This is a genomic window from Clostridium uliginosum, from assembly GCF_900112485.1.
Taxonomy (GTDB): domain Bacteria; phylum Bacillota; class Clostridia; order Clostridiales; family Clostridiaceae; genus Clostridium; species Clostridium uliginosum.
Window position 1 is genome coordinate 1 of record NZ_FOMG01000026.1, and the last position, 22,632, is coordinate 22,632.

19 protein-coding genes and 1 pseudogene are annotated in these 22,632 nt (G+C 27.5%); 3 read left to right on the top strand and 17 right to left on the bottom strand.

Annotation, left to right across the window (positions count from 1 at the left end):
• Positions 1-261: 261 nt before the first annotated feature.
• The 3 genes from BM027_RS14200 to BM027_RS14210 form a co-directional block, all read right to left on the bottom strand.
• Complete coding sequence (locus BM027_RS14200; RefSeq protein WP_090093213.1) at positions 262-1,470, bottom strand: NADP-dependent isocitrate dehydrogenase; 1,209 nt, start codon at positions 1,468-1,470, stop codon at positions 262-264.
• Between the two features lie 447 nt (positions 1,471-1,917).
• Positions 1,918-2,928 carry a YeiH family protein gene (locus BM027_RS14205; protein ID WP_090093214.1) on the bottom strand — a complete coding sequence of 337 codons (1,011 nt, stop codon included), beginning with the start codon at positions 2,926-2,928 and terminating at the stop codon, positions 1,918-1,920.
• 259 nt (positions 2,929-3,187) lie between these two features.
• The gene (locus tag BM027_RS14210) at positions 3,188-4,063 is read right to left on the bottom strand and encodes a LysR family transcriptional regulator (protein ID WP_090093216.1); all 876 of its coding nucleotides are present in this window, start codon (positions 4,061-4,063) and stop codon (positions 3,188-3,190) included.
• Between the two features lie 498 nt (positions 4,064-4,561).
• Here BM027_RS14210 and BM027_RS14215 point away from each other — a divergent pair, with 498 nt between their 5' ends.
• From BM027_RS14215 to BM027_RS14225, 3 genes are all read left to right on the top strand, one after another.
• Positions 4,562-5,854: an ABC transporter substrate-binding protein gene (locus BM027_RS14215; protein ID WP_090093221.1), complete on the top strand. Its 1,293-nt coding sequence runs from the start codon at positions 4,562-4,564 to the stop codon at positions 5,852-5,854.
• A gap of 313 nt (positions 5,855-6,167) precedes the next feature.
• A complete protein-coding gene (locus BM027_RS14220; protein ID WP_090093223.1) occupies positions 6,168-7,034 on the top strand; it encodes a carbohydrate ABC transporter permease in 867 nt (288 codons plus the stop codon).
• On the top strand, positions 7,034-7,939 hold the full coding sequence (locus tag BM027_RS14225; protein ID WP_090093225.1) for a carbohydrate ABC transporter permease: 906 nt from the start codon (positions 7,034-7,036) through the stop codon (positions 7,937-7,939). Before BM027_RS14220 ends, BM027_RS14225 begins: the two co-directional genes overlap by 1 nt.
• A gap of 674 nt (positions 7,940-8,613) precedes the next feature.
• On the opposite strand, the gene BM027_RS14230 is transcribed toward BM027_RS14225, so the two are convergent.
• The 14 genes and pseudogenes from BM027_RS14230 to BM027_RS14300 all read right to left on the bottom strand — a co-directional run bounded on the left by BM027_RS14230 (position 8,614) and on the right by BM027_RS14300 (position 22,427).
• Positions 8,614-9,090 carry a methylated-DNA--[protein]-cysteine S-methyltransferase gene (locus BM027_RS14230; RefSeq protein ID WP_090093227.1) on the bottom strand — a complete coding sequence of 159 codons (477 nt, stop codon included), beginning with the start codon at positions 9,088-9,090 and terminating at the stop codon, positions 8,614-8,616.
• Positions 9,091-9,253: 163 nt separating this feature from the next.
• Entirely contained in the window at positions 9,254-9,700 is a 447-nt protein-coding gene (locus tag BM027_RS14235) for a MarR family winged helix-turn-helix transcriptional regulator (RefSeq protein WP_090093229.1), read from the bottom strand.
• A gap of 157 nt (positions 9,701-9,857) precedes the next feature.
• Complete coding sequence (locus BM027_RS14240; protein WP_090093231.1) at positions 9,858-10,628, bottom strand: MBL fold metallo-hydrolase; 771 nt, start codon at positions 10,626-10,628, stop codon at positions 9,858-9,860.
• 125 nt (positions 10,629-10,753) lie between these two features.
• A complete protein-coding gene (locus BM027_RS14245) occupies positions 10,754-11,380 on the bottom strand; it encodes a class I SAM-dependent methyltransferase (protein WP_090093234.1) in 627 nt (208 codons plus the stop codon).
• Positions 11,381-11,895: 515 nt separating this feature from the next.
• Entirely contained in the window at positions 11,896-12,951 is a 1,056-nt protein-coding gene (locus BM027_RS14250) for an NAD(P)-dependent alcohol dehydrogenase (RefSeq protein ID WP_090093236.1), read from the bottom strand.
• A gap of 609 nt (positions 12,952-13,560) precedes the next feature.
• A complete protein-coding gene (locus BM027_RS14255; protein WP_090093239.1) occupies positions 13,561-15,459 on the bottom strand; it encodes a sigma-54-dependent Fis family transcriptional regulator in 1,899 nt (632 codons plus the stop codon).
• A 454-nt stretch (positions 15,460-15,913) separates the two neighbouring features.
• On the bottom strand, positions 15,914-16,483 hold the full coding sequence (locus tag BM027_RS14265; protein ID WP_175559997.1) for a phosphatase PAP2 family protein: 570 nt from the start codon (positions 16,481-16,483) through the stop codon (positions 15,914-15,916).
• Between the two features lie 147 nt (positions 16,484-16,630).
• A pseudogene (locus tag BM027_RS14270) lies at positions 16,631-17,208 on the bottom strand (VTT domain-containing protein).
• Between the two features lie 30 nt (positions 17,209-17,238).
• Positions 17,239-17,802 (bottom strand): class I SAM-dependent methyltransferase, encoded by a 564-nt coding sequence (locus BM027_RS14275; RefSeq protein WP_090093246.1) that lies wholly within the window; start codon positions 17,800-17,802, stop codon positions 17,239-17,241.
• A gap of 215 nt (positions 17,803-18,017) precedes the next feature.
• A complete protein-coding gene (locus tag BM027_RS14280) occupies positions 18,018-19,430 on the bottom strand; it encodes a sensor histidine kinase (protein WP_090093249.1) in 1,413 nt (470 codons plus the stop codon).
• Positions 19,411-20,091 carry a response regulator transcription factor gene (locus BM027_RS14285; RefSeq protein ID WP_090093251.1) on the bottom strand — a complete coding sequence of 227 codons (681 nt, stop codon included), beginning with the start codon at positions 20,089-20,091 and terminating at the stop codon, positions 19,411-19,413. The genes BM027_RS14280 and BM027_RS14285 overlap by 20 nt, the downstream gene beginning before the upstream one ends.
• A gap of 305 nt (positions 20,092-20,396) precedes the next feature.
• On the bottom strand, positions 20,397-20,861 hold the full coding sequence (locus BM027_RS14290; RefSeq protein WP_090093253.1) for a hypothetical protein: 465 nt from the start codon (positions 20,859-20,861) through the stop codon (positions 20,397-20,399).
• 349 nt (positions 20,862-21,210) lie between these two features.
• A complete protein-coding gene (locus tag BM027_RS14295) occupies positions 21,211-21,762 on the bottom strand; it encodes a hemerythrin domain-containing protein (protein WP_090093255.1) in 552 nt (183 codons plus the stop codon).
• Between the two features lie 26 nt (positions 21,763-21,788).
• The gene (locus BM027_RS14300) at positions 21,789-22,427 is read right to left on the bottom strand and encodes a hypothetical protein (protein ID WP_090093257.1); all 639 of its coding nucleotides are present in this window, start codon (positions 22,425-22,427) and stop codon (positions 21,789-21,791) included.
• Positions 22,428-22,632 lie beyond the last annotated feature (205 nt).

The window sequence follows — 22,632 nt, forward strand, 5'->3', positions numbered from 1 at the left end:
ATGAGCAGCAAGCTTCATAAATAAAGAAATATAGTAAAATTATGGAGAAGGTATCTTTACCTTCTTATCGTCATGCAATCAAATAATATAATTACTAATAATTACATAAAAATATATGTATAAAATTGAAAACTATAAAAAGAGAGCTGTATCATGATTGATTTAAAATATCAATCTGATACAGCTCCTTCATTTTATAAATAGGTTGTTGAATAACTAATTTTTGTTTACTCAATAACCTATTTATATTATATTAAAATACTATAATATTTCTTCTAGTGTCTTTCTTATAGCTTTTATAAAATCAAAAGTATTAACGGTTTGCACATTTTCATGTTCTGCAATTAACGCTAAATCTTTTGTCATTATTCCATCTTCTATTGTTTCTATTGAAGCCTCTTCTAATTTATCTGCAAAACTCATTAACTCAGAATTTCCATCCAATTCTCCTCTTTTTCTAAGTGCTCCAGTCCAAGCAAAAATAGTAGCAATTGAATTTGTTGAAGTTTCTTCACCTTTTAAGTGTTTATAATAATTATCTTGAACAGTTCCATGAGCTGCTTCATATTCATAATTTCCTTCTGGTGAAACTAATATTGAAGTCATCATAGGAAGTGAACCAAATGCAGTTGCTATCAAATCACTCATTACATCTCCATCATAATTTTTACAAGCCCAGATGATTCCTCCTTCTGATTTTATAACATTTGCTACTACAGTATCTATTAATGTATAAACATATTTAATTCCTAGCTCTTCAAATTTTGCTTTATATTCTGTATCAAATATTTCTTGAAAAATATCTTTAAAAGTATGATCATATTTTTTAGAAATTGTATCTTTTGTAGCAAACCACAAGTCTTGTTTAGTATCTAAAGCAAATTTAAAACAGCTTATTGCAAAACTTTCTATTGATTTGTTAAGATTATGCATTCCAAGTACTACACCATCTCCAGAATAATTATGTATTAATTCTCTTTTTTCTTCCCCATTTTCTGAAGTAAATACAAGTTCACACTTACCTTTACCCTCTATCTTCATTTCTACACCTTTATAAATATCACCATAAGCATGCCTTGCTATCGTAATTGGTTTTTTCCAAGTCCTCACATATGGTTTTATAGGTTTTACTATAATTGGAGCTCTAAATACAGTTCCATCTAAAATTGCTCTTATTGTTCCATTAGGACTTTTCCACATTTCTTTAAGATTATATTCTTCCATTCTTGCTGCATTAGGTGTAATAGTTGCACATTTTACTCCAACTTTATACTTCTTTATAGCCTCTGCAGAATCCACTGTAACTTGGTCATTTGTCTTATTTCTATATTCTAGGCCAAGATCATAATATACTGTGTTTAATTCAATAAACGGATTTAATAATTCATCTTTTATCATTCCCCAAACGATTCTTGTCATTTCATCTCCATCCATTTCAACTAACGGAGTAGACATTTTAATTTTTGTCATTTTGTTGCCCCCTTATAAGGCATAATCAATTAAATAATAAGTCCATCTGTCAAGCCTATTTTTTATTAGGCTGTGTCAGCAGATTGCTCTAATAGCACCACTATGAAACCAATCTACTTCCTTGCCTAATGAAAAATAATCATGACATTTTGGACTTGTTATTTTCTTTCATATGCCTAACTTAATCTTAGATATTAAAAGAAACTTAAAACAATACACTTATTAATAAATACCTAATTTATTTTTATAAGTATTATACAGTATTAACTTATACTAAACAATACATTTAAATTCTTCATCCAGAACAATCAAATTTAAATTTTAACTATAATAAGTAAAACTTTGTATTGTTAAATTTTTATAATTTTACTTATATTATTATCTTCTGATATGTTTATAAAATTTGCTTTTATAAAAATTAAGGCACATGAAAGAAAATAAATGTGCCTAAAGTATAGTTTTAATTAATGTAAGAGCAAATATTATTTGAAAACTTCCAACTATTATTCCATACATCATAGACTTTGGACCTTCTTTGATTAAATCTACAAACTTAACTCTCATACCAATAGCAGCTAATGCAATGATTTCAAAATTATTACTTATTAACTTAAATATTCTTTCAACTGAAGTAGGTATTAAACCAAAACTATTAATTATACATAAGATAAAAAAACCTTTAATATACCAAGGTATTTGAAATTTAGATTTCTTTTTTCTTTGAACTATTGCTTTTTCTGACATGTCTTCATTTTCTTCAACCTTTACTTTTGAAAAACCAATAACTACAAATACTAAAAATATTATTCTTATTATCTTAAATATAGTAGACACTGTTACTACTTCTTCATTAACAAATTTTGCTGAAGCAATAACTTGACCTACTGATTGTAAAACTCCTCCTATCATTGCAGAAGTTTCAGTGACACTATTTTTATATAAGAATGCTGTTATTATTGGAATTACAAACATTAAAATTGTTCCTGTTAAATTTACAATTGTTACTGAAATTGCTTTATCTTTATCACTTGCATTTATAATTGGTGCTACTGAAGCTATTGCAGATGATCCACAAACTGCATTTCCTGATGCCATAAGCAAAGAATACTTTTTAGAAAATCCTAATTTTTTACCTATAAAATATGTAGTTAATATTGTTAAATTCATTTGAATTGCTATAAACAATACCCCTCTAAATCCAAGTGAACTTATTTGCATAAAACTTATTGTTGAACCCATAAGTACTATAGAATATGATAAAAGATCTTTTTCTGAAAACTTAGATCCTTCATTATATTTCTGTTTATTAAATAAAGTATTTCCAAAAACAATTCCTAATATAATAGCAAAACTTGCACCACCAATTGAAGGTAAAAAGCTTCCTAATATTTTTCCTAATATGGCTATAAATATACATACAAAAAGACCTGGTAAGATATTTATAATTTTACTTTTCATATAATCACCTCAAATTTATTTTGAATTTAATTCTTTTGTTAATTCGAGTTAATTATAATAAAGTTTTTTATTATAATGAAATACTTATTTTGATATAATATTAATAACTAAATACCTATATGTAATTATACTTTCAATTTAACAAATACAATTATTTTAGGCTTTGTCTTAATATAGTGTTGATATTTATACATATTTGCGAAGTGACATTGAAATTGAGCATTATGTATGAATATCAACACGGTTTTAAAACAAAGCCTTATTTTAAAGAGTAAGTTATAAAATTATTCATATTCTTACTTAAAAACTTATCTTTATGATGAATTAATCTTAATGTTCTAGTTATATTACCTTCTTGTAATCTAAATCCTCTTAGTGCCCCACTTTCTATCTTTTCTTGAACACTTCTAAGCGAAAGACAACTTATACCCAGATTTGCTTCAACACTTTTTTTAATAGCTTCTGTATTGCCTAGCTCCATAAATATTTTATATTCTATATTTTTATTTTCCAAATATCTTTCAACAACTTCTCTTGTGCCGCTTCCATTTTCTCTCATTATCAGCTTTTCTTTAACTATGTCATCTTTAGTTAATATATCTTTGTTAATCCAATTATGTGTTGCACTAGAAATGAATATAAGTTCATCTTCCCACACTTTGGATTCAATTATTTCATCTGAATGAGATCTTCCTTCAATATATGCAAAGTCAATTTTGTTTTCAAGTATCATCTTCTCTATATTAGCAGTATTATCTACACTTAGAGATATTTCAATTCCACTATGTTCTTTAAGAAATCCTTTTATTATATCAGGCAATATGTATATTCCTATTGTTGTACTTGCACCAATTTTTATTTTACCCTTTTCATTTGTATTTATATCATTAATTGCTCTTATTGATTCTTCATAAAGATTAAGTATTCTTCTTGTATAATTTAAATATATTTCTCCCTCATATGTTAAATATAATTTTTTACCTATTCTATCAAATAATTTAACTTCAAGTTCCTCTTCTATTTCACGTATTGCTTGACTTATAGATGGCTGACTTATATATAACTTTTGCCCTACTCTAGTCATATTTAATTCAGTTGCTGTTTCATAAAAAATCTTTATTTTTCTAAAATTCATATTATGAGTCCTCCTATTACAGTACAATCACTTGCTACCTATCAATATTTTATTATTATAAGTATTTTACTCTAAAGAAAAAGGGGTGTCGACTTTATATATTCTTAAGATTTTTTGAACTAAACAAGCAAGTAAAAGCAGTTAACACTGCTGTTATTATCTGCCTTTGTTTACTCAATATAGTAAAAATATCAATTTTTAATTAATAGAACTTGAATTATAAACTATATGATGATATAATTCGATTATAGTAAGAAATCAATATGTTATTGATTTCAGGAATCGTTTCCGAAACATTCTTATTATAATAACATTAAAAAATATAAATTATTTTTTTTAATGGTTATAGTAAACGGATACATTGAATTTGAGAAAGCATATACAAAGTTATATATATTCTTACATTAATTTTCTATATGTTTTAAATTTGATGCATTTCGGAATCGTTTCCAACAAAAAACTATATTATTAAACATATTTTGTGGGAGGGGTAAAAAAATGAAACTTAAAATGAAAAAGACTTTATCTACAGTATTAGTTGCTTCACTTCTATTAGGAACTGTTGTTGGATGTTCTTCATCTAATAGTGGAAAAACTGCAAAGGCTGCTGGAGGAGACAAAACAATTAAAATCTTCCAATTAAAAGTTGAAATTAATGATGCTTTACAAAAACTTGCTAAAAAATATGAAGAAGAAAAAGGGGTAAAAGTTGAAGTTACTTCTGTAGGTGGTGGAGCTGACTACGGTGCATCACTTAAAGCTGAATTCCAAAAAGGTACTGAACCTGATATCTTCATGATACAAGGTGCTGGAGATTACAAAGTTTGGGAACATAAAATAGATGATTTATCTGCTGAGTCTTGGTGTAAGAAGGCATTTCCCGGTACACTAGATACAGTAACTATTAACGATAAAGTTTACGGTATGCCAGCAGCAACTGAGGGTTATGGCTTAATGTATAACAAAGAAATTTTAGATAAAGCTGGTATTGATCCTGCTTCAATAGATACTTTTGATAAACTTAAAGCAGCATTTGAAACATTAAATGCTAAAAAAGCTGATTTAGGAATTGATAATGTTGTATCTTATACAACTAAAGAAAATTGGGTTACTGGTAACCATACTTTTAATATTCCATTAGCAGTTCAAACAAATCCTGCTCAATTTGTTAATGATTATAAAGATGGAAAAGCTGATTTCGTTAATAACCAAGGTTTTAAGGATTGGATGAACTTAGTTGAACTACTTTGTAATTATGGTGGCGGTGCTACTTTAAATACTATTGATTATAGTAAGCAAGTTGGTAATTTTGCATTAGGTAAAACTGCCTTTATACAACAAGGTAACTGGATTTCTGGTGACTTAGAGCGTCTAGGTGGTACATTTGATAGGGGATTTGTTCCATTAGCTATCAACAATGATACAAAAGTAAGTGGAAGCATTCCTGTTGGAGTTCCTATGTACTGGGTTGTTAATAAAGATTCAGCTGTTAATAAAGAAGCTAAAGAATTTTTAGATTGGATGGTAACTAGTACAACTGGACAAGAGTCTATTGTTAAAGATATGAAAATGATTCCTGCATTTACTAACTTCACTACTGAACCGGATGATCCATTATCTAAATCAATTTCTGAATTTAATAAAGCTGGTAAGACTCTTCCATGGGCATTCACTAATCTACCTGATGGATTTACTACTGAAAAAGTAGGACCTATTTTCTCAAAATTTGCCAAAGGTGAAATTGATAAAACTCAAATGATTCAAGAACTTCAAGATATTACTAAAAAATAATATTAAAAATTCAAATCCATAAAAGGGTATAACTCCCCTTTTATGGATGTTTATTAAATTTAAGTTACATGAAAAAAATAATACATACTGCATAGGTTATATCACAAATTACATTTAATTTTATACTAAGGCACATTCAAGAAAATAATAGACCAGTATGCTTGTCTATTTGGCGTCATACTACGTCAGCAAGTTCAATTAATAGCTTGCTATTAACTGAATTTTCCTCCTTGTCTCACACCAAATATACGACACATCTTTGGTGTATTATTTTCTTTCATGTATCTAACTTTTATAACAAGGGAGTGAAAATATGAGTAAAAATCGTAAAGAACAAAGAGATCTTTGGCTTTTTATAGCGCCTTGTCTATTTTCTTTTATAATGGTAGTAGTTATTCCTTTTATAATGGGAATATATTATACTTTTACAGATTGGAATGGTGCTAATCCAGCATATAAATTTGTTGGTTTCCAAAATTATATTGAGATATTAAAAGATACCCAATTTCGTTATTCTTTCGAAATAACAATTTTGTACACTATTGCAAGTGTAATTACTATTAATTTTATAGGTTTCGGATTAGCATACATTGTTACAAGAAATCTAAAAAGTAAAAACCTTTTAAGAACTGGTTTCTTTATGCCAAATTTAATTGGTGGATTAATCTTAGGTTTTATATGGCAATTCTTATTTAACTCTGTATTTACATCAATAGGACAAAGTTTAAATTCGTCATTCTTATCTACTTCCCTACTTCAAAATCGAAATACAGCAATGTTAGCAATGCTTATTGTTGCTTCATGGCAATACGCAGGATATATAATGGTTATCTATGTTGCATCTCTTGAGAACGTACCTACTGATTTATTAGAAGCTAGTCATATTGATGGTGCTACTGGATTCCAGGCATTTAGACATATCACAATACCAATGGTAAGACCTGCAATTACAGTATGTCTATTCCTTACACTAGCTAACTCATTTAAAATGTTTGACTTAAACTTCTCCTTAACACCAGCAAAGCCTACTGAGATGTTATCTTTAAATATCTATAAAGAAGCTTTCGTATCAAACAATATGGGTATTGGACAAGCAAAAGCTATTATATTCTTCATAGTTGTAACTGCTATTTCTTTAACTCAAGTTTACTATAATAAGAAAAAGGAGGTAGAAGTTTAATGGAACCCAATGTTATTCTAAATACTGATACACCCCCTAAAAAAATTAAAAAGTTAACCACTTTAAATGGCTATAGTCGTAAATTAGGTTCATTAGAAATTGTAACATGGTTATTGTTAATTTTATACTTAGTTCCTTTTTACTTAATGTTTATAAACTCATTCAAAACAAGAAGAGAAATTTTTGCTAATACAACTGGTTTACCATCTATATGGAATTTTAGTAACTATGCAGATGCAATAGAGAGAACAAATATGGCTAGTGCCTTCACAAATTCTATGATAATAAGTGTTGTAAGTGTAGCTTTAATAATATTATGTTCCTCTATGGGAGCTTGGGTACTAGCTCGTAATGAATCAAAAACTAGTAAAATTCTATTTTACTTATTTGTTGCTGCAATGATTATTCCATTCCAAGCTGTAATGTTACCTCTTGTAAAATGGATGGGACTATTAAACATTGACTCTATTAATTTTAGCATGCTTGGAACGCACTATGGTCTTATATTTATGTATATTGGCTTTGGATCTAGTATGAGTATATTCTTATATCATGGATTTATAAAAAGTATTCCTAAAGAAATTGAAGAAGCAGCAATTATAGACGGTTGTAGCAAATGGAAAGTATATACTAAAGTAATCCTTCCATTATTAAAGCCTACTACAGTTACAATATCAGTATTAAATGGAATATGGATTTGGAATGACTTCTTATTACCTCATCTTACAATTAACGGTAAGATAAATACAATTCCACTTGCTATGAATAACTTCTTTGGAGCTTTTTCAAAACAATGGGAACTTGCAATGGCAGCATTAATTTTAGCTGTTATTCCAATAGTAGTATTTTACTTCTTTGTACAAAGACAAATTATTCAAGGAATCGTTCAAGGATCAATTAAATAGTATATTTAAATTAAAGGTTATGTTTTAAAAACGTGTTGATATTAAAAAAGAAGCTAGCTCAAATTAAATTTGAGTCAGTTTCTTTTCTTTGTCATATAGTTAGAAGCTGTAGCTTTCACTTCTATACTATTTTTTAAGATGCCTTAATAAGCAACTTAAAAGAGCAAATACACATAATGTATTTGCTCTTTCTTAGTAACTGATTTTAATGTTGTCCGCCAACTGGGTACGCCCTATGTCGTACATTGCTTTCGGGTATTTTTTCATTAACCCTTACCAACTACATACCTATTTAGGTATGCTCTTCTGCCGGATTTAAGTGTCAGTACACTAAGATAAATTGTTTAACTCTTTATCTTGATTATATTATATAATAGTTTGTAATCAATTACAAGCTGTTTTTTAAATTTTCTGATATTTTCTTTTGGGTATGGAAATAATCCATTTTTTGATATCTTAAATAATTAATCAATCATATTAAACTTCATAATTATTTCTAGTTTTATACTATTGTTAATTAGATTATAGTTTTATTTTATACTTTTACTTTTTTAATCTATCCAGAATCTTTCTTACTGTATATATTGCAAATTTAAATGTGCAACAAAACCGTAAACAGCTACTGATTTATTGAATACTTCTTATTGCAACATATATACTAAAAATATTTTGTTCTAACTTCTTACATGTTTTTTCTCCAAATTTAATAAGTATTCCTTTACCCCAATTCCACCTGCATAACCAACTAATTTACCATTAGCCCCAATTACTCTATGGCAAGGAACTATGATAAGAATTGGATTTTTATTATTTGCCATTCCAACAGCTCTTGATGCCTTTTCATTTCCAATTATTTTTGCAATTTCACCATAACTTCTTGTTTCACCACAAGGAATTTCTTTTAAAGCATTCCATACTTTCTTTTGAAATTCCGTTCCATCTGATGCTAATGGTAGGTCAAACGAGGTACGTTTTCCATCTAAATACTCATTTATTTGTTTTATAGCTTCTTTTAATAGTAATGTTTCATTTTTTTCTATTATTTCTTCTTCCATACCTTCATTTAGAAAATACAATTTTGTAATTGTTGTGCCGTTTTCTTCTATTGCAATTCTTCCAATCTTGGTATTATAATAAAATACATTTTTCATTGTTATATCTCCTAATCTATCTTTAATTTTATAATATTTACTAAACGCAATACAAGACTTTTTATTGCAAAGAAGAAAGCGTACCTTTTTAGATACTCCTCCAATATGCCTACATTATTTATACTCTCGATAAAATATATAAAAAATCACAGTTCAGCCACCTTTACTCCTCAAGATTACTAACAATCTTTCTTAATAATTTAAACAATTCTTGTTTTTCTTCATCAGTATCAAGAGAATTTAATAACCGTCCATAAACCATACTTTCAAAATCAATATGCTCTTTTTGAGTAAGATGACCTTCTTCTGTAAGTTTAAGTCCATAAGATCTTCTATCTCTTTTACTAATTGTCCTATTAATATAATTACGCTTTTCAAGTCTATCAATAGCATTTGTTAGTGTACTTTTTGGTATATCTAAAAATGTACCAACTTCTCGCAAAATAACATCAGGATTTTTTGAAACAATGCTGATTATCCCTATTTCAATAGTTGTTAATCCATTAAACCTTGGAAATTGTTCTTCTATTTTACTAAAATGAGATTTTTTTATTATTGCATGCCAAAGTTCACTAAATTCTTTAATTTGCTTTATATTTTCGTTGTTCATTTTTTCTTACTCCCTTAGTTTTTATTGGGTACTATAAATTCTTAAATATATAAGTTTCAATAATGATAATGCCTATTAATTAACTAGTTTATTATTAATATAAATTAATACAAATATCTCATTTTATGTAAAAACTTGATCGAAACCTATGTATAACTTATTTGTTCATAACCATATTCTCCTTCTTGTTTTTTCCTATGTTATCTTTTAATTTTTCAACTATAAATGAGTCACCATGTGATGGGAATATTATCTTCGCATTCCTTGAAATTATTTTTGTCCAACTATTGTAATATTCATCAATATCACAAACATATATTACACAATACTTTGTCCCTGCAAATTGCATAAAATTAGCAGCAGCATCACCAACAATGCAATCCCCATCATCAAATAATAATGAAATAGAATCAATACTATGACCAGGTGTTTCTATAATTGTACCATTTAAATCAATTCCAATTTCTTTAAATGTTGATTCTTTTGTAATAAGAATATCATTTTCTCGAATCTTATATGGAGTAAATTTCAAATTACTTTTTTTATTAATGAATTTTTTTAAAGTTATCATTATTTTAAAACGTTTCAAGCCCAATGACAATAATAGTTTTATACGTTTGTTAATTAATCCTCCTCCATGACTTTGATCATTTTCTCCTTTTAACAATAAATCCTTGGCAAGATAAGACATCACTACTTTAATAGCATTGTTTTCTTCTAATATTTTATTTAATAATCCACAATGATCATCATGATGGTGGGTAAGTATAATGTGTGATATTTCAGAAATACTTACCCCAACTTCTTTTAATCTCTTACAAAATAGTTCCCATTCATATTCATAACCAGTATCAATCAAAATATATTTTTCTTTATTTTTAATTAAAAAACAATTAGTTACAGTAAGTTTCAAATTAATCTTTTCCATTTGATATCCCCTCCAAACACTTCTCTAAATCTTACACTACTCTTAATGGCTATTTACACTCTAATTTAATACAAGGCTCTATTTTAAAACCGTGTTGATATTAAAACAGAACCTAATACAAAAGATTATTTATTAACTTCAGCAGTTACTACAAAAGAACTATAATTTAATCTATTCCAGTTAACTGAATTAAATCCGCATTTAACCAGCATCCTACTTATTTCCAATTTTGAATATATCCTATAGTCTCCACTTTTACTATATTTCAATTGCAAATTAAAAACTTGCCTAAGTGGAGAAATCATCCAAGGATCTCCAATTACCAAATGCCCTTTATCTTTTAACACTCTTGCCATTTCACTTAATACTTTTTCTGGCTCAGGATAATGATGAAAGGAATCTGTACAAATAATAGCATCAAAAATGTCATTATACCAAGGTAATTGTTCAGAATCTCCAATCTTTAATTCAACATTTTTATTTAATTTTTGTCTTGCTATATTTAGCATGTCCTTTGATAAATCTATTCCAGCTAAACAAATACTATCCTTTTTAGATAAAATAGAAAGTACTGTTCCTGTTCCACACCCTACATCCAAAATCTTTCTACACTTAAAACCATTTATCTCCTCAACTACACTGTTATACAACTTCTTTGCATGCTTTCCATAATAAGTTGAATCATAAATGTTTGCCTGATTGTTAAATGTTTGTTTTGACTTATCTTTATATATTTCTTTACTACTCTTCATATTATCCCCCTTAAATATAATACCATAATCGTACTATTTAATAATAAAACAATAGCACTTCAGGAACATTAAGTCAATTATAAATTAGAATCAAGTAGATGATTTTGAAGTTACTCTTTAATGTACAAAATACAATGCCTACAACCTCCCTAACTAAATTGTTTAAGCGAGTTGATAATAAAATTATAATTTTTTCTATAAGAGATATTCAAAAAAAGGGGCTATCTCAGAATTAACAAGTGAAGTAATAACAAAGAAATAGAAATAAATGATTTGTATTATCAGACAGCCACTTTTCTTTCACAGTCTTAACTTTTTTAATTCTATTGTAGTACCTTATTGATAATTACTCATAAAAAAAACCACCTTTTACACTAAAAGATGGTTTTATATTAAAAGATAATTTTGTATTATTTAAAAATTATTTTTTCTTAAAATAACTTTTGATAAGTATTAGTTATCAATTATCTGTAGGTAAATTATTAAAAAAACTCCATTTGAATATAAGAATAATTTTATACTATAACTACTGCTTTAATTAAATCCTTTGGCTTGTCCTTCATTAATAAAAGGGCTTCTTCTATATGTTCAAAACCATTATATACATGTGTAACTAATCTACTCAAGTCAATACGATCATATATTACTAAATCTCTTAACATTTCTGCTCTAAGACGTCCACCAGGGCAAAGTCCTCCTCTTATAGTCTTATGAGCCATTCCACATCCCCAGTCCACACGAGGTATTGGTAAAGTATCACCACTACCATGATAGTTAATATTTGAAACTACTCCACCAGGTTTAACCATAGATATTGCTTGTCCTAATGTTTCAGGACCGCCACCTGCCATAATTACACGATCAACACCTTTTCCATTAGTTAATTTCATAATTTGTTTAACTATATCTCCATTTTTGTAATTTACAATATCTGTTGCCCCATAAAATTTAGCAGTTTCAACACAAATTGGTCTACTTCCTACACCTATAATTCTACCTGCTCCACGTAATCTAGCACCGGCTATACCCATTAATCCAACTGCTCCAATACCTATTACTACAACGCTAGAGCCCATTTTTATATCAGCTAATTCTGCACCATGAAAACCAGTAGTCATCATATCTGTTATCATAACAGCACTTTCTAAAGATATTTCTGATGGTAAAAGTGCCAAATTCATATCTGCATCATTTACATGAAAATATTCTGCAAAAACTCCATCTTTGAAGTTTGAAAATTTCCATCCTGCAAGCATACCATTTGAATGTTGTTGAAAACCAGCTTGAACTTCTAAAGATCTCCAATCTGGAGTTGTACAAGGAACTATAACTCTATCACCAACTTTAAATTCCTTAACTTCACTTCCGATTTCAACTATTTCTCCTACAGCTTCATGACCTAAAATCATATTATGTCTATTTCCAAGTGCACCTTCAAAAACAGTATGAATATCTGATGTACATGGAGATACAGCTAACGGACGTACAATTGCATCATATGGACTTGCCACTGGTTTATCTTTTTCAATCCACCCTACATTATTAATACTTAACATTGCAAAACCTTTCATAATAAAAGCCTCCTTGTAATTTACTATTAGTTATAATTTATTTAACTTCCCTAAAACATTGTTAAAAAAATATCTTTTATAAATATAAGTGTATTTTTTAATCTTATTTTAAGTTTTACTATATATATTACAAGCAATTATGATGCCAAGTATATTTTAAAGCTTATCTTAAGCTTTACATTTATAATATATAGTCAAGTATCATCCCATTCTTTCTATTACAATATAATATAAATATTAAATTTATATTGTATATTTTTGATTTAAAGAATTAAAAAAGTGTTGTAAAAAACAACACTTTCTAATAAATATTGTTGTTTTTTACAACACCGTTGTATTTTTATACACTATTAAGGCACATTCAAAAAAATAATAGACTAGTATGCTTGTCTATTTTGCGTCATAGGAAGCTCGACTCGCATACGCTCGCTGAGTAAGCGATTTACACAAAATCATAGATTTTGGTTCTCTGCTCATCAGTAAATTTAGCTAATAGCCCACTATTAACTGAATTCGCCTCCTTGTATGACACCAAATATACGACGCATCTTTGATCTATTATTTTCTTTCATGTGCCTAAATGAATTCCACCGTTTAGGAACTTTAATTTTATCTAAACTCAATATTATATTTCTTTATTTTGGCATACAAAGTACTTCTATTTATGCCTAGTATTTTACAAGATTTAGTAACATTTCCTCCACAATTATCTATACAACGTATTATTGCTCTTTTTTCTAATTCTTCTAATGAACACATATCATATTCTAAATTCACATTACCAGAATTATTTTGTTCTACTCCTAAAGTTTTATTTTCAAAACTAAAAGAGGTATTTCCATCCATATTTACAATGTTTTCAATGCAATTTTCTAGTTCTCTAACATTTCCTGGCCAAGTGTAATTTAAAAGCTTTTCATATATGTTTTTCCTTATTGTTGGAATAGGTTTTCCTAGCTTAACAGCTTTAACTTGCAAAAAATGCTGTATAAGAATTTCTATATCTCCAAATCTTTCTCTTAATGGTGGAACATATATTGGAATTACACTTAATCTATAATATAAATCCTCTCTAAAAGTTCCTTTTTTTACTTCATTTTTTAAGTTTTTATTAGTTGCAGCAATAATTCTTACATTTACATTAATATATTTATTTCCTCCTATTCTAGTAATGCAAGCTTCTTGAAGTACTCTTAAAAGATTTATCTGCATATCAAGTGGCATCTCACCTATTTCATCTAAAAATAATGTTCCGCCATTGGCAAGTTCAAATTTTCCTGCACATCCTCCTCTTTTTGCTCCAGTAAAAGCTCCTTCCTCATATCCAAAGAGTTCACTTTCTATTAAACTTTTAGGTATTGCTCCACAATTTATTGCTACAAAACTATTGCTTCTTCTATCACTATTATTATGAATAGACTGAGCAATAAGCTCTTTTCCTGTTCCACTTTCTCCCTGAATAAGTACCGTAGAAGGACTATTAGCTATATTTTTTGCTTGTTCCTTTAATTTTAAAGTTTTTTCACTTCTACCAATTATGTCATTAAAGGTATAATTAGCTGTTCTGCCTGTATACTTATTAACCAAATTGTATATGTTTTTCATGTCCTTAAATATGCATACCATACCAGTTATATTGTTATCCTTATCCTTTATTGGATACACATTTAAATTAAACCTTTTCTTTTTGTCCGAGTATATAATTTCCATGTTTTCATATACTTGTCCACTTTTGAATTGCCCAAGTATATATTCCCAGTTATCTAAAACTGTCTCTACATTTTTATTTATAACCTCTTCTTCTTTAATATGTAACATATCACATGCGCTATTATTTATAGCTTTTATTAACCCTTCAGTATCTACAGCAAAAATCCCTAAATTTAATGAATTCATAACTTTATTTAAATATTGATGAGCTTTGAATAGCTCCTTTTGAGTCTTTTCAACCTTTAAGTGATTTTCAATTGATTTTACTGCTGCCACCACAAGACCTAAAGTATGAGGATGTGCTAATTGACGCCTTCCAGTTAGATTAAGGCATCCAATTATATCGCCTTCTTCACTATGAATAATAGATGAAGAGCATGTCCAAACATGAAAAACCTTTATAAAATGTTCTTCTCCTAAAATCTGAAGTGAGCAGTTTTCATAAATAGCAGTACCAATACCATTAGTACCAGCACTTTTTTCACTCATATCTGCCCCTTCTACAATTCCCATTTTGGTCTGATCTCTTATTATATCTTCATCGCCTATAATAGTAAGGACAACTCCATCTTTATCCGTAAGATATAGCGAAAATCCTGATCCCCTCAAAAAATCATAAAGTATTTCCATAAATGGTCTAGCTATTTTTATTAACTCACTATTTTTTCTTATTAGCATATCAAATTCTTTATTCTTAAGTATTCTTAAAGGACATGGAATATTTTTTTCTACACCATGTTCAATACATCTGTTATGTGATTTATTTAGTATTTCATGATATGTATTTGCCTGAAACATTTAATATTACCTCCACACTATTGTTGTATAATAATGTATTATTATTCTTTATAAACATTGCCTATATAAATTTTAACTCACATACATATATAACTCAACAATCCTGTTGAATTGGTAATAGTAAAACTTTATATATTACGCTTTGTTTTAAAACCGTGTTGATATTGTTATATATTAAAAACTCTGTAGAAATGAAATTAGTTTATATTTCTTCGTTTTATTATTAGGTAATTTTGCTTTCATACAAGCATTATCTAAGTTTTTCATAAAAAATATGATATAAATTTTAAAAACAAAAAAGCCCAATACTTGACTAAAAATTAGCCTTGCATTGAGCTTTATATTCAATTTTTTTATCCCATTTAGAAGTTTTTTATGAATGAATACATAAAAATAATCCACCACATTTTAACATTTTCCCTTATGTAATATACTATTAAATTTTGTTGTCTAATTATTTAATACCAAATCTTGCTACTAATTTTTTCTCAACTACTTCATATAAATTTTCTACCTTACTTCTTAATTTCAAGTTATAAATATGACTTGTTGCAAAAACAATTATATATGCTCCTATAATATCCATAGGATAGTGATGTCCAACATATACTCTTGAAAATCCTACAATCAATGACAATATAGTTAATATTAAACTAAGTAACCTATTGTACTTTCCAAGCCCTAATGCTATGCTCATTGTCCCTGTTGCATGGTCACTTGGAAATGATGCATTTTTTACGTGAGTATATAATAGATTTACCTTGTTATTAACAAAAGGTCTATCTACATAATAAATACCTCCAATAATAAAACTTAAAAATAAATTTATTATAGTAATAACAAAAGTATTAACTGCAATTTTTCTATAATCAGAGTTCTTTTTTGTAATTCCTAAAACAAATACTATTGCAATGACTGCCATAAATATATATGGTACATCTTTTGAGAAGAAAATCATTATCTTATCTAAAATACTATTTTTATTTGCTAAATTATTTATTAATCTAAAAAGTTCCATATTCATCTTCAGTTATCCTTTCTATAATGTATTTTGATGAAAAACCTATTTTTCTTTCTTGTTGCCTCCATTTATCCGATTGCTACATTTCTAATACTCCCATCTTCTATTAAAGTTAGATATAAGCACTGCTACGCACCTGGATAAGTTCTTCTAAGAATCACTACTTGATCTTTCCCTAATAAATGCAACTACTCCTGGAATAAGAGATATTATTATAATAGCAATTAAAACATATGAAAAATGCTGTTTTATGAAAGGTAAATCTCCAAATAAATACCCTCCACCTAAAAATAATACAACCCATAACAATCCACCTAACATATTATAGGTATAAATCTTCCTACTACTATAGTCATAGAGCCATGTTTTTCATAAAAACTATGTGATTTTTTAAGATATTCTTTATTGATATACTTCACATCTTCTTTTTCTAAAATTTTAGTTCCAATTTTCTGTCCTATATGATAATTAACTGTATCTCCAATTACAGCAGATAGATAAAATACAACAAATAGTGTAAATAGATTAAGTGATCCTATTGATGCAAGTGCTCCTGTTGCAAATAAAATAGAATCCCCTGGTAAAAATGGAGTAATAACTAATCCAGTCTCACAAAATATAATTAGAAATATAAGAACATATGTCCATATTCCATAATTTTGTATTATTACATTTAAATATTTATCAAGATGCAATATTAGATCAATCAAATTTCCTATAACGCTCATATTTTCCTCCTTTTGTTATTAAAATTTATATTAATTACAGTTTATACAACTTAGTATGTACGCTGGAGGTACATTCCTAAATTCTCTTTTTAAATCAATATTTTTAAAATATTTTTTTATAAGCTTCGTCTTCAACAAAGTATATTGAAATGTTATAAATTTCCCATCCTTTTTAAGTATGCTTTTTGTTTTTTTCAATATTTCATCAGAAACTTGCTCTGGTAAACTTGCAAAAGGAAGTCCTGATATTACATAGTCTACACAGTTAACTTCATATCTTATTAGGTATTTATCAACATTTTCACAAGAATCATGTATAATAAATAAATTTTCTTCAAGTTTAAACTTATCTTTTAGTAAATTGTAAAACTCGTAATTACATTCAAAAATCATAATTATTGTATTTTTATCTCTATTTTGCAATAATTTCTTTGTGAATACTCCTGTACCAGGTCCATACTCAATAATACATTTAGTATGTTTAAAATCAATATCTTCAATCATTTTATTTCCAAGATACTTTGTGCTTGGTAATATGGCCCCTATATTTCTTGGTTTTTTTATGTACTGTAAAAAAAATGATATTTCTTTCATTTTTTATCCTCCAGTTAACTTTAAATTTTAACGTAGTGAAACTTGCCTGTTCTATACATTATCTATTTAAAATATTAAAATTGGATTAAAAAACTCTTATATTTATCTTAAAGAATAATTTTTACTTTATAACTCAAGAAAATATGACAAAAAATTAATAAGATGAAAGATTTAATCTCTTCCACCTTATAGTGTTCTAAATATTACTATACTACTTATTCTAAATTTAGTGTAACAGTTACTTTTGTGCCCTTACCCTCTTCACTTTCTACATTTATACTTCCCTGGTGCATATCACTAATCCATTTGGCAATAGATAGTCCAAGCCCTGTCCCGCCTTTTTCTTTAGACCTGGATTTATCTACAATATAGAATCTATTAAATATATTTTCGATTTCATCTTTAGGTATTCCAATACCTGTATCACTAACAGTTATTTTTACAATTTTGTTCTGAACTTCTGAACTTATATCTATCTTTCCATGCTCTTGAGTAAACTTCATGCTGTTATCAATAAATATTCTTAGCATTTGCTTTATCATCTTATAATCTGCAAAAACTCTTATAGTATCATTTTTATCACTGGATATTATTTGATTTTGTTCTATTATTCTAGTTTCTTTGACTACTTCATCAATTAATTTATTAAGATAAAATTCTTTTTTTTCTATCAACTCAGTACCACTATCACCTTTTGCAAGGAACAATAACTTTTCAATTAAATTAGCCATATTAGTAGCTTCTAATTTAATTGCATAAATTGATTTTTCCAAAGCATCTCTATCATCTTTTCCCCATCTATCCAATAGATTAGCATATCCTTGGATAACAGCAATAGGCGTTCTAAGTTCATGTGAAGCATCTGATACGAATTGCGCCTGTCTATTAAAAGCTCCTTGAAGTCTATCTATCATCTTATTAAATGTATTGGCAAGTCTTTTAAGTTCATCATCAGGACCTTTTACTTCTATCCTTTCCTTTAAGTTATTGATACTTATATTTTCAGCAGTTTTAGTTATATAATCAATAGGCTTTAACATTCTCTTACTTACTATATATCCTAATATAATGGAAACAATAATACCTATGAAGTCAGATATAGCCATAACCCCAAATAATATTTTCATAAAAGAATATTCGTTGTGCATATCTTTTACTATTTGAATATATACAGTTCCATATTTTTTGCTTTCAAATTTAATATTTTTATATACTAAATGTTTTTCTTTATCCTCTAAGTGTTTTTCTTTATCCTCCAAGTCTTTTATCTTATCTTGAAGCTCTTTAATCTTATAATCAAATTTTTCTGATGAATTTATTGTTTTGCCATCTTCACTTATTATCCTTATAGATATATTTTCTTTAGAAGGAACATCAGAAAAAACTTCATTATCTGATAAATCTAACTGTTCATTTTGTGATGTAACCTTATTTAATATTATAGTTTGTGTATCTTCTATCTGCTTATTTGCCTGATTATATAAGTAATACTTTACACCATATAAAATTGAGGCATTTAACAAAAGTAATACTAATGAGAACATAAAAGCATATACTATTGTAAGCTTTATAGAAATTTTTGCACTTTTAATAACCTTTAAAACACGATTAGTTATCTTTAATAACATATCCTACACCTCTTATGGTGGTTATAAACTTATCTTCAAAGCCATCATCAATTTTACTTCGTAAATATCTTATAAATACATCTACCACATTGGTATCTCCTGCATAATCATAACTCCATATCTCTTCAATTAACTGTTCTCTTGTAAGCACAATATTTTTATTAATTAACAGCATTTCAAGAAGATCATATTCTTTTTTGGTAAGTTCAATTTCTTTACCATCTCTCCAAACTTGATGTGTTTTATTATTCATAACAATATCTTTTACTTTAATTTCATCAAGTTTACTTTTTACTAAATTCTTTCTTTTATGTACTCTAATTCTTGCTAATAATTCTTCTATTGCAAAAGGTTTAGTTAAATAATCATTAGCCCCAGAATCAAGTCCTAAAACTTTATCTTGGGTATCACTTTTAGCAGTTAACATTATAATTGGTACATTAGAGAATTGTCTTATTCGTTTACAAACCTCAATGCCATTTATATTTGGTATCATAATATCAAGAAGAATTAAATCATATTCTACATTCTTCACTTTTTTCAAAGCTTCTATTCCCTCATATACTGCATCAACATTATATCCTTCATGAGTAAGTTCCATTTCAATAAACATTGACATTTGCTTTTCATCTTCTACTAAAAGAATTTTAAAATCCTTCAAGTTACCACCACCTTAATAACAAAATAGTGAGCTATTAACTCACTATATAATAATAAATATATACTATTTTATTATTCTTCGCTATATCTGCCCTTATATTTATCATGTCCATTATTATTTTCTTCCATATGATTTTCTACTAGTATTACTGAATATTAAAAATCATTAGATATTCTAGTAGCCGCAGAGTCACTTAAGAAAAATCCAGCAAGAGTAATTCCTACTTGTATAGTAGCTAAAAAATTTGTTGGTTCCTCCATAAAATATGGGTTATTTCTTAATAAAGTAAGGGTTATTTCTTTTTATCAATATGTTGTGCTTAAAAAATTTCCAGTTGCTTGAATTGTATTTTGCATTGCATTTACATTATTGTACAAAGTATAAGGACTTGTAGTCATAATACTTGTCGAACTTGGTTTATAAGTTCCATTTTCAATTGAAGTATATGCAGATAGTATATTATTATCTATATCAGAAGAACCTGAACCTAATTGAGCAATTAAATTTTGATCACTGCTATTTTGTAAATTCGAAAATTCATTAGATGAAGTTGGAACATTCACACTAGGCTGTACCGTACTAAAAATATTTTGAAGTTCCTGGTTTTGTGATACTCCATTTAATTTCATTTCACTATAATAATCTTGAACATACGAATCTAATGAACCAATAAGAGGAATATTTGTACTCTTATCAGAATTATTCATTGTATTCAAAAGAGAACCCATACTATAAGTATTCATTAAACTTCCTACACTATTAATATCCATATCAAGACCCTCTCCTTGTTACACTCATTAAATTACTTTTGAGTGTTTTTTTGAAATAACCCTTACGTACTTTCATTTTCGTGTGTATTTACAAATACTTAATATTAATTCAAAATGCATTATATTTTTAACCTTTTCCCATAACCCTTTTTCCCCTAAAAAAAATCCTTATACCTAAGTGACTTCCTAAGTATAAGGCTAATTTATTAATCTATTTATGATCTGAATAATATTATTAAAATCATGAGTAGGAATATATACTACTACTATATCTTCATGTAATATTGGATCTAATACTTTTGCAAAATTCTTTCCCTTTTGTATTTAAATTTATATAAGGTTTTTTCTTCTAATTAAAATACTTCTTTTCTAAATTTTCTAGTATATTTATATTTTCATCTCTTACAGACATATTTTCATCTTCATAGTCTTTACATTCTTTGTCTATATTTTCCAATATACTGTTATCTAATTCTCTTTGAGCAAATTTATATATAACATTATCTTCTTTATCAATATGTCTTTCTAATAGATGGGTATAAGAAATAGCATTAGCAATTACATCTAATTTAGCTTCTTCATCACCGTTTTTTAAATTTTCAAGAGCCTCATCAAGACCTTTAACATGTAATCTACCTAAATCATGTTCTACTAACATCCCATACTTTATAGTCTTCTCGCCTAAAACTCCTAAGTTTTCAATCATTTTATTAAAAAGTATTATTTCTTCTTTATTGTGGTGATGTCCATCTGCATAGTTTCTAATAAAACTTATCATTGAATAAAAATCATCATAATTGACTTCCTCACCTTGTAATACCTTAAAACATGCTTTTCTTACAACCTTTAGCATACGTTTAATATATCTGTGTTCTTCCATCATTATATCTATTGCATTCATCTTGTGTTTCCTCCAAAGTCAAAATATTATTTTCTCTTTATTACTTTTAATCCATTTTCACATTCTATATATTGAAAGTCATTATTCACCTCATTAACAAAAGCTGTCATCCATAAAACTCTTAATATATAGAAGTAATTCACATCACCTTGTTCCCTATCCCATATGTCCTTATGAACACATATTCGTCTAGTCCACTCTACATTATCTTCATTACAAGTAATAACTTCATTTACTCTATCACATGGCATTCCATCTAGAATGTAGTCATTTATACTATTAAATATATCTTCAGCACTTTCAAACACGCCTTTATCTTTTTTCACTTCTTTAGCTGCTTTTATTCCTTGATCTATAAATATTTTTTCTATCTTACTACATGCATTTTTATTATTTTCAACAATTTTAGTAGTATATGCTGCCATTCTACCTTCTGCACAATGTATTTTTTCTTGTAACCATCCATGGATATTACTTGTATCTATCATTTCTTCAAGTGGCTTATTAGGAAGCTTAACTCCATACTTTTCACTAATTTCCTTACTCAAACTTTCAATATCTAATCCTTCATTATTAGCAAGATTAATTATTTCACTTTCTAATATTTCAAACCATAATATCTTATTAAATAACCAGTAATGTATTTTACCTAAAAATAGACTCATTTTTAGTTCCTCCTTATATTTATCTTTATTTATATTTATATATAAAAAATTATTCTTTAGTAAATATCGTTATATCCTTATTATCTTCTACATTTAAAAGCATACTATACTGTTATATTTAATTCCGTAACATATGATACATAAGATTAATCTGCTTTCAACATTGTTTTCTTTCATAAATCTTGAAACTCTATTTTTATCTTAT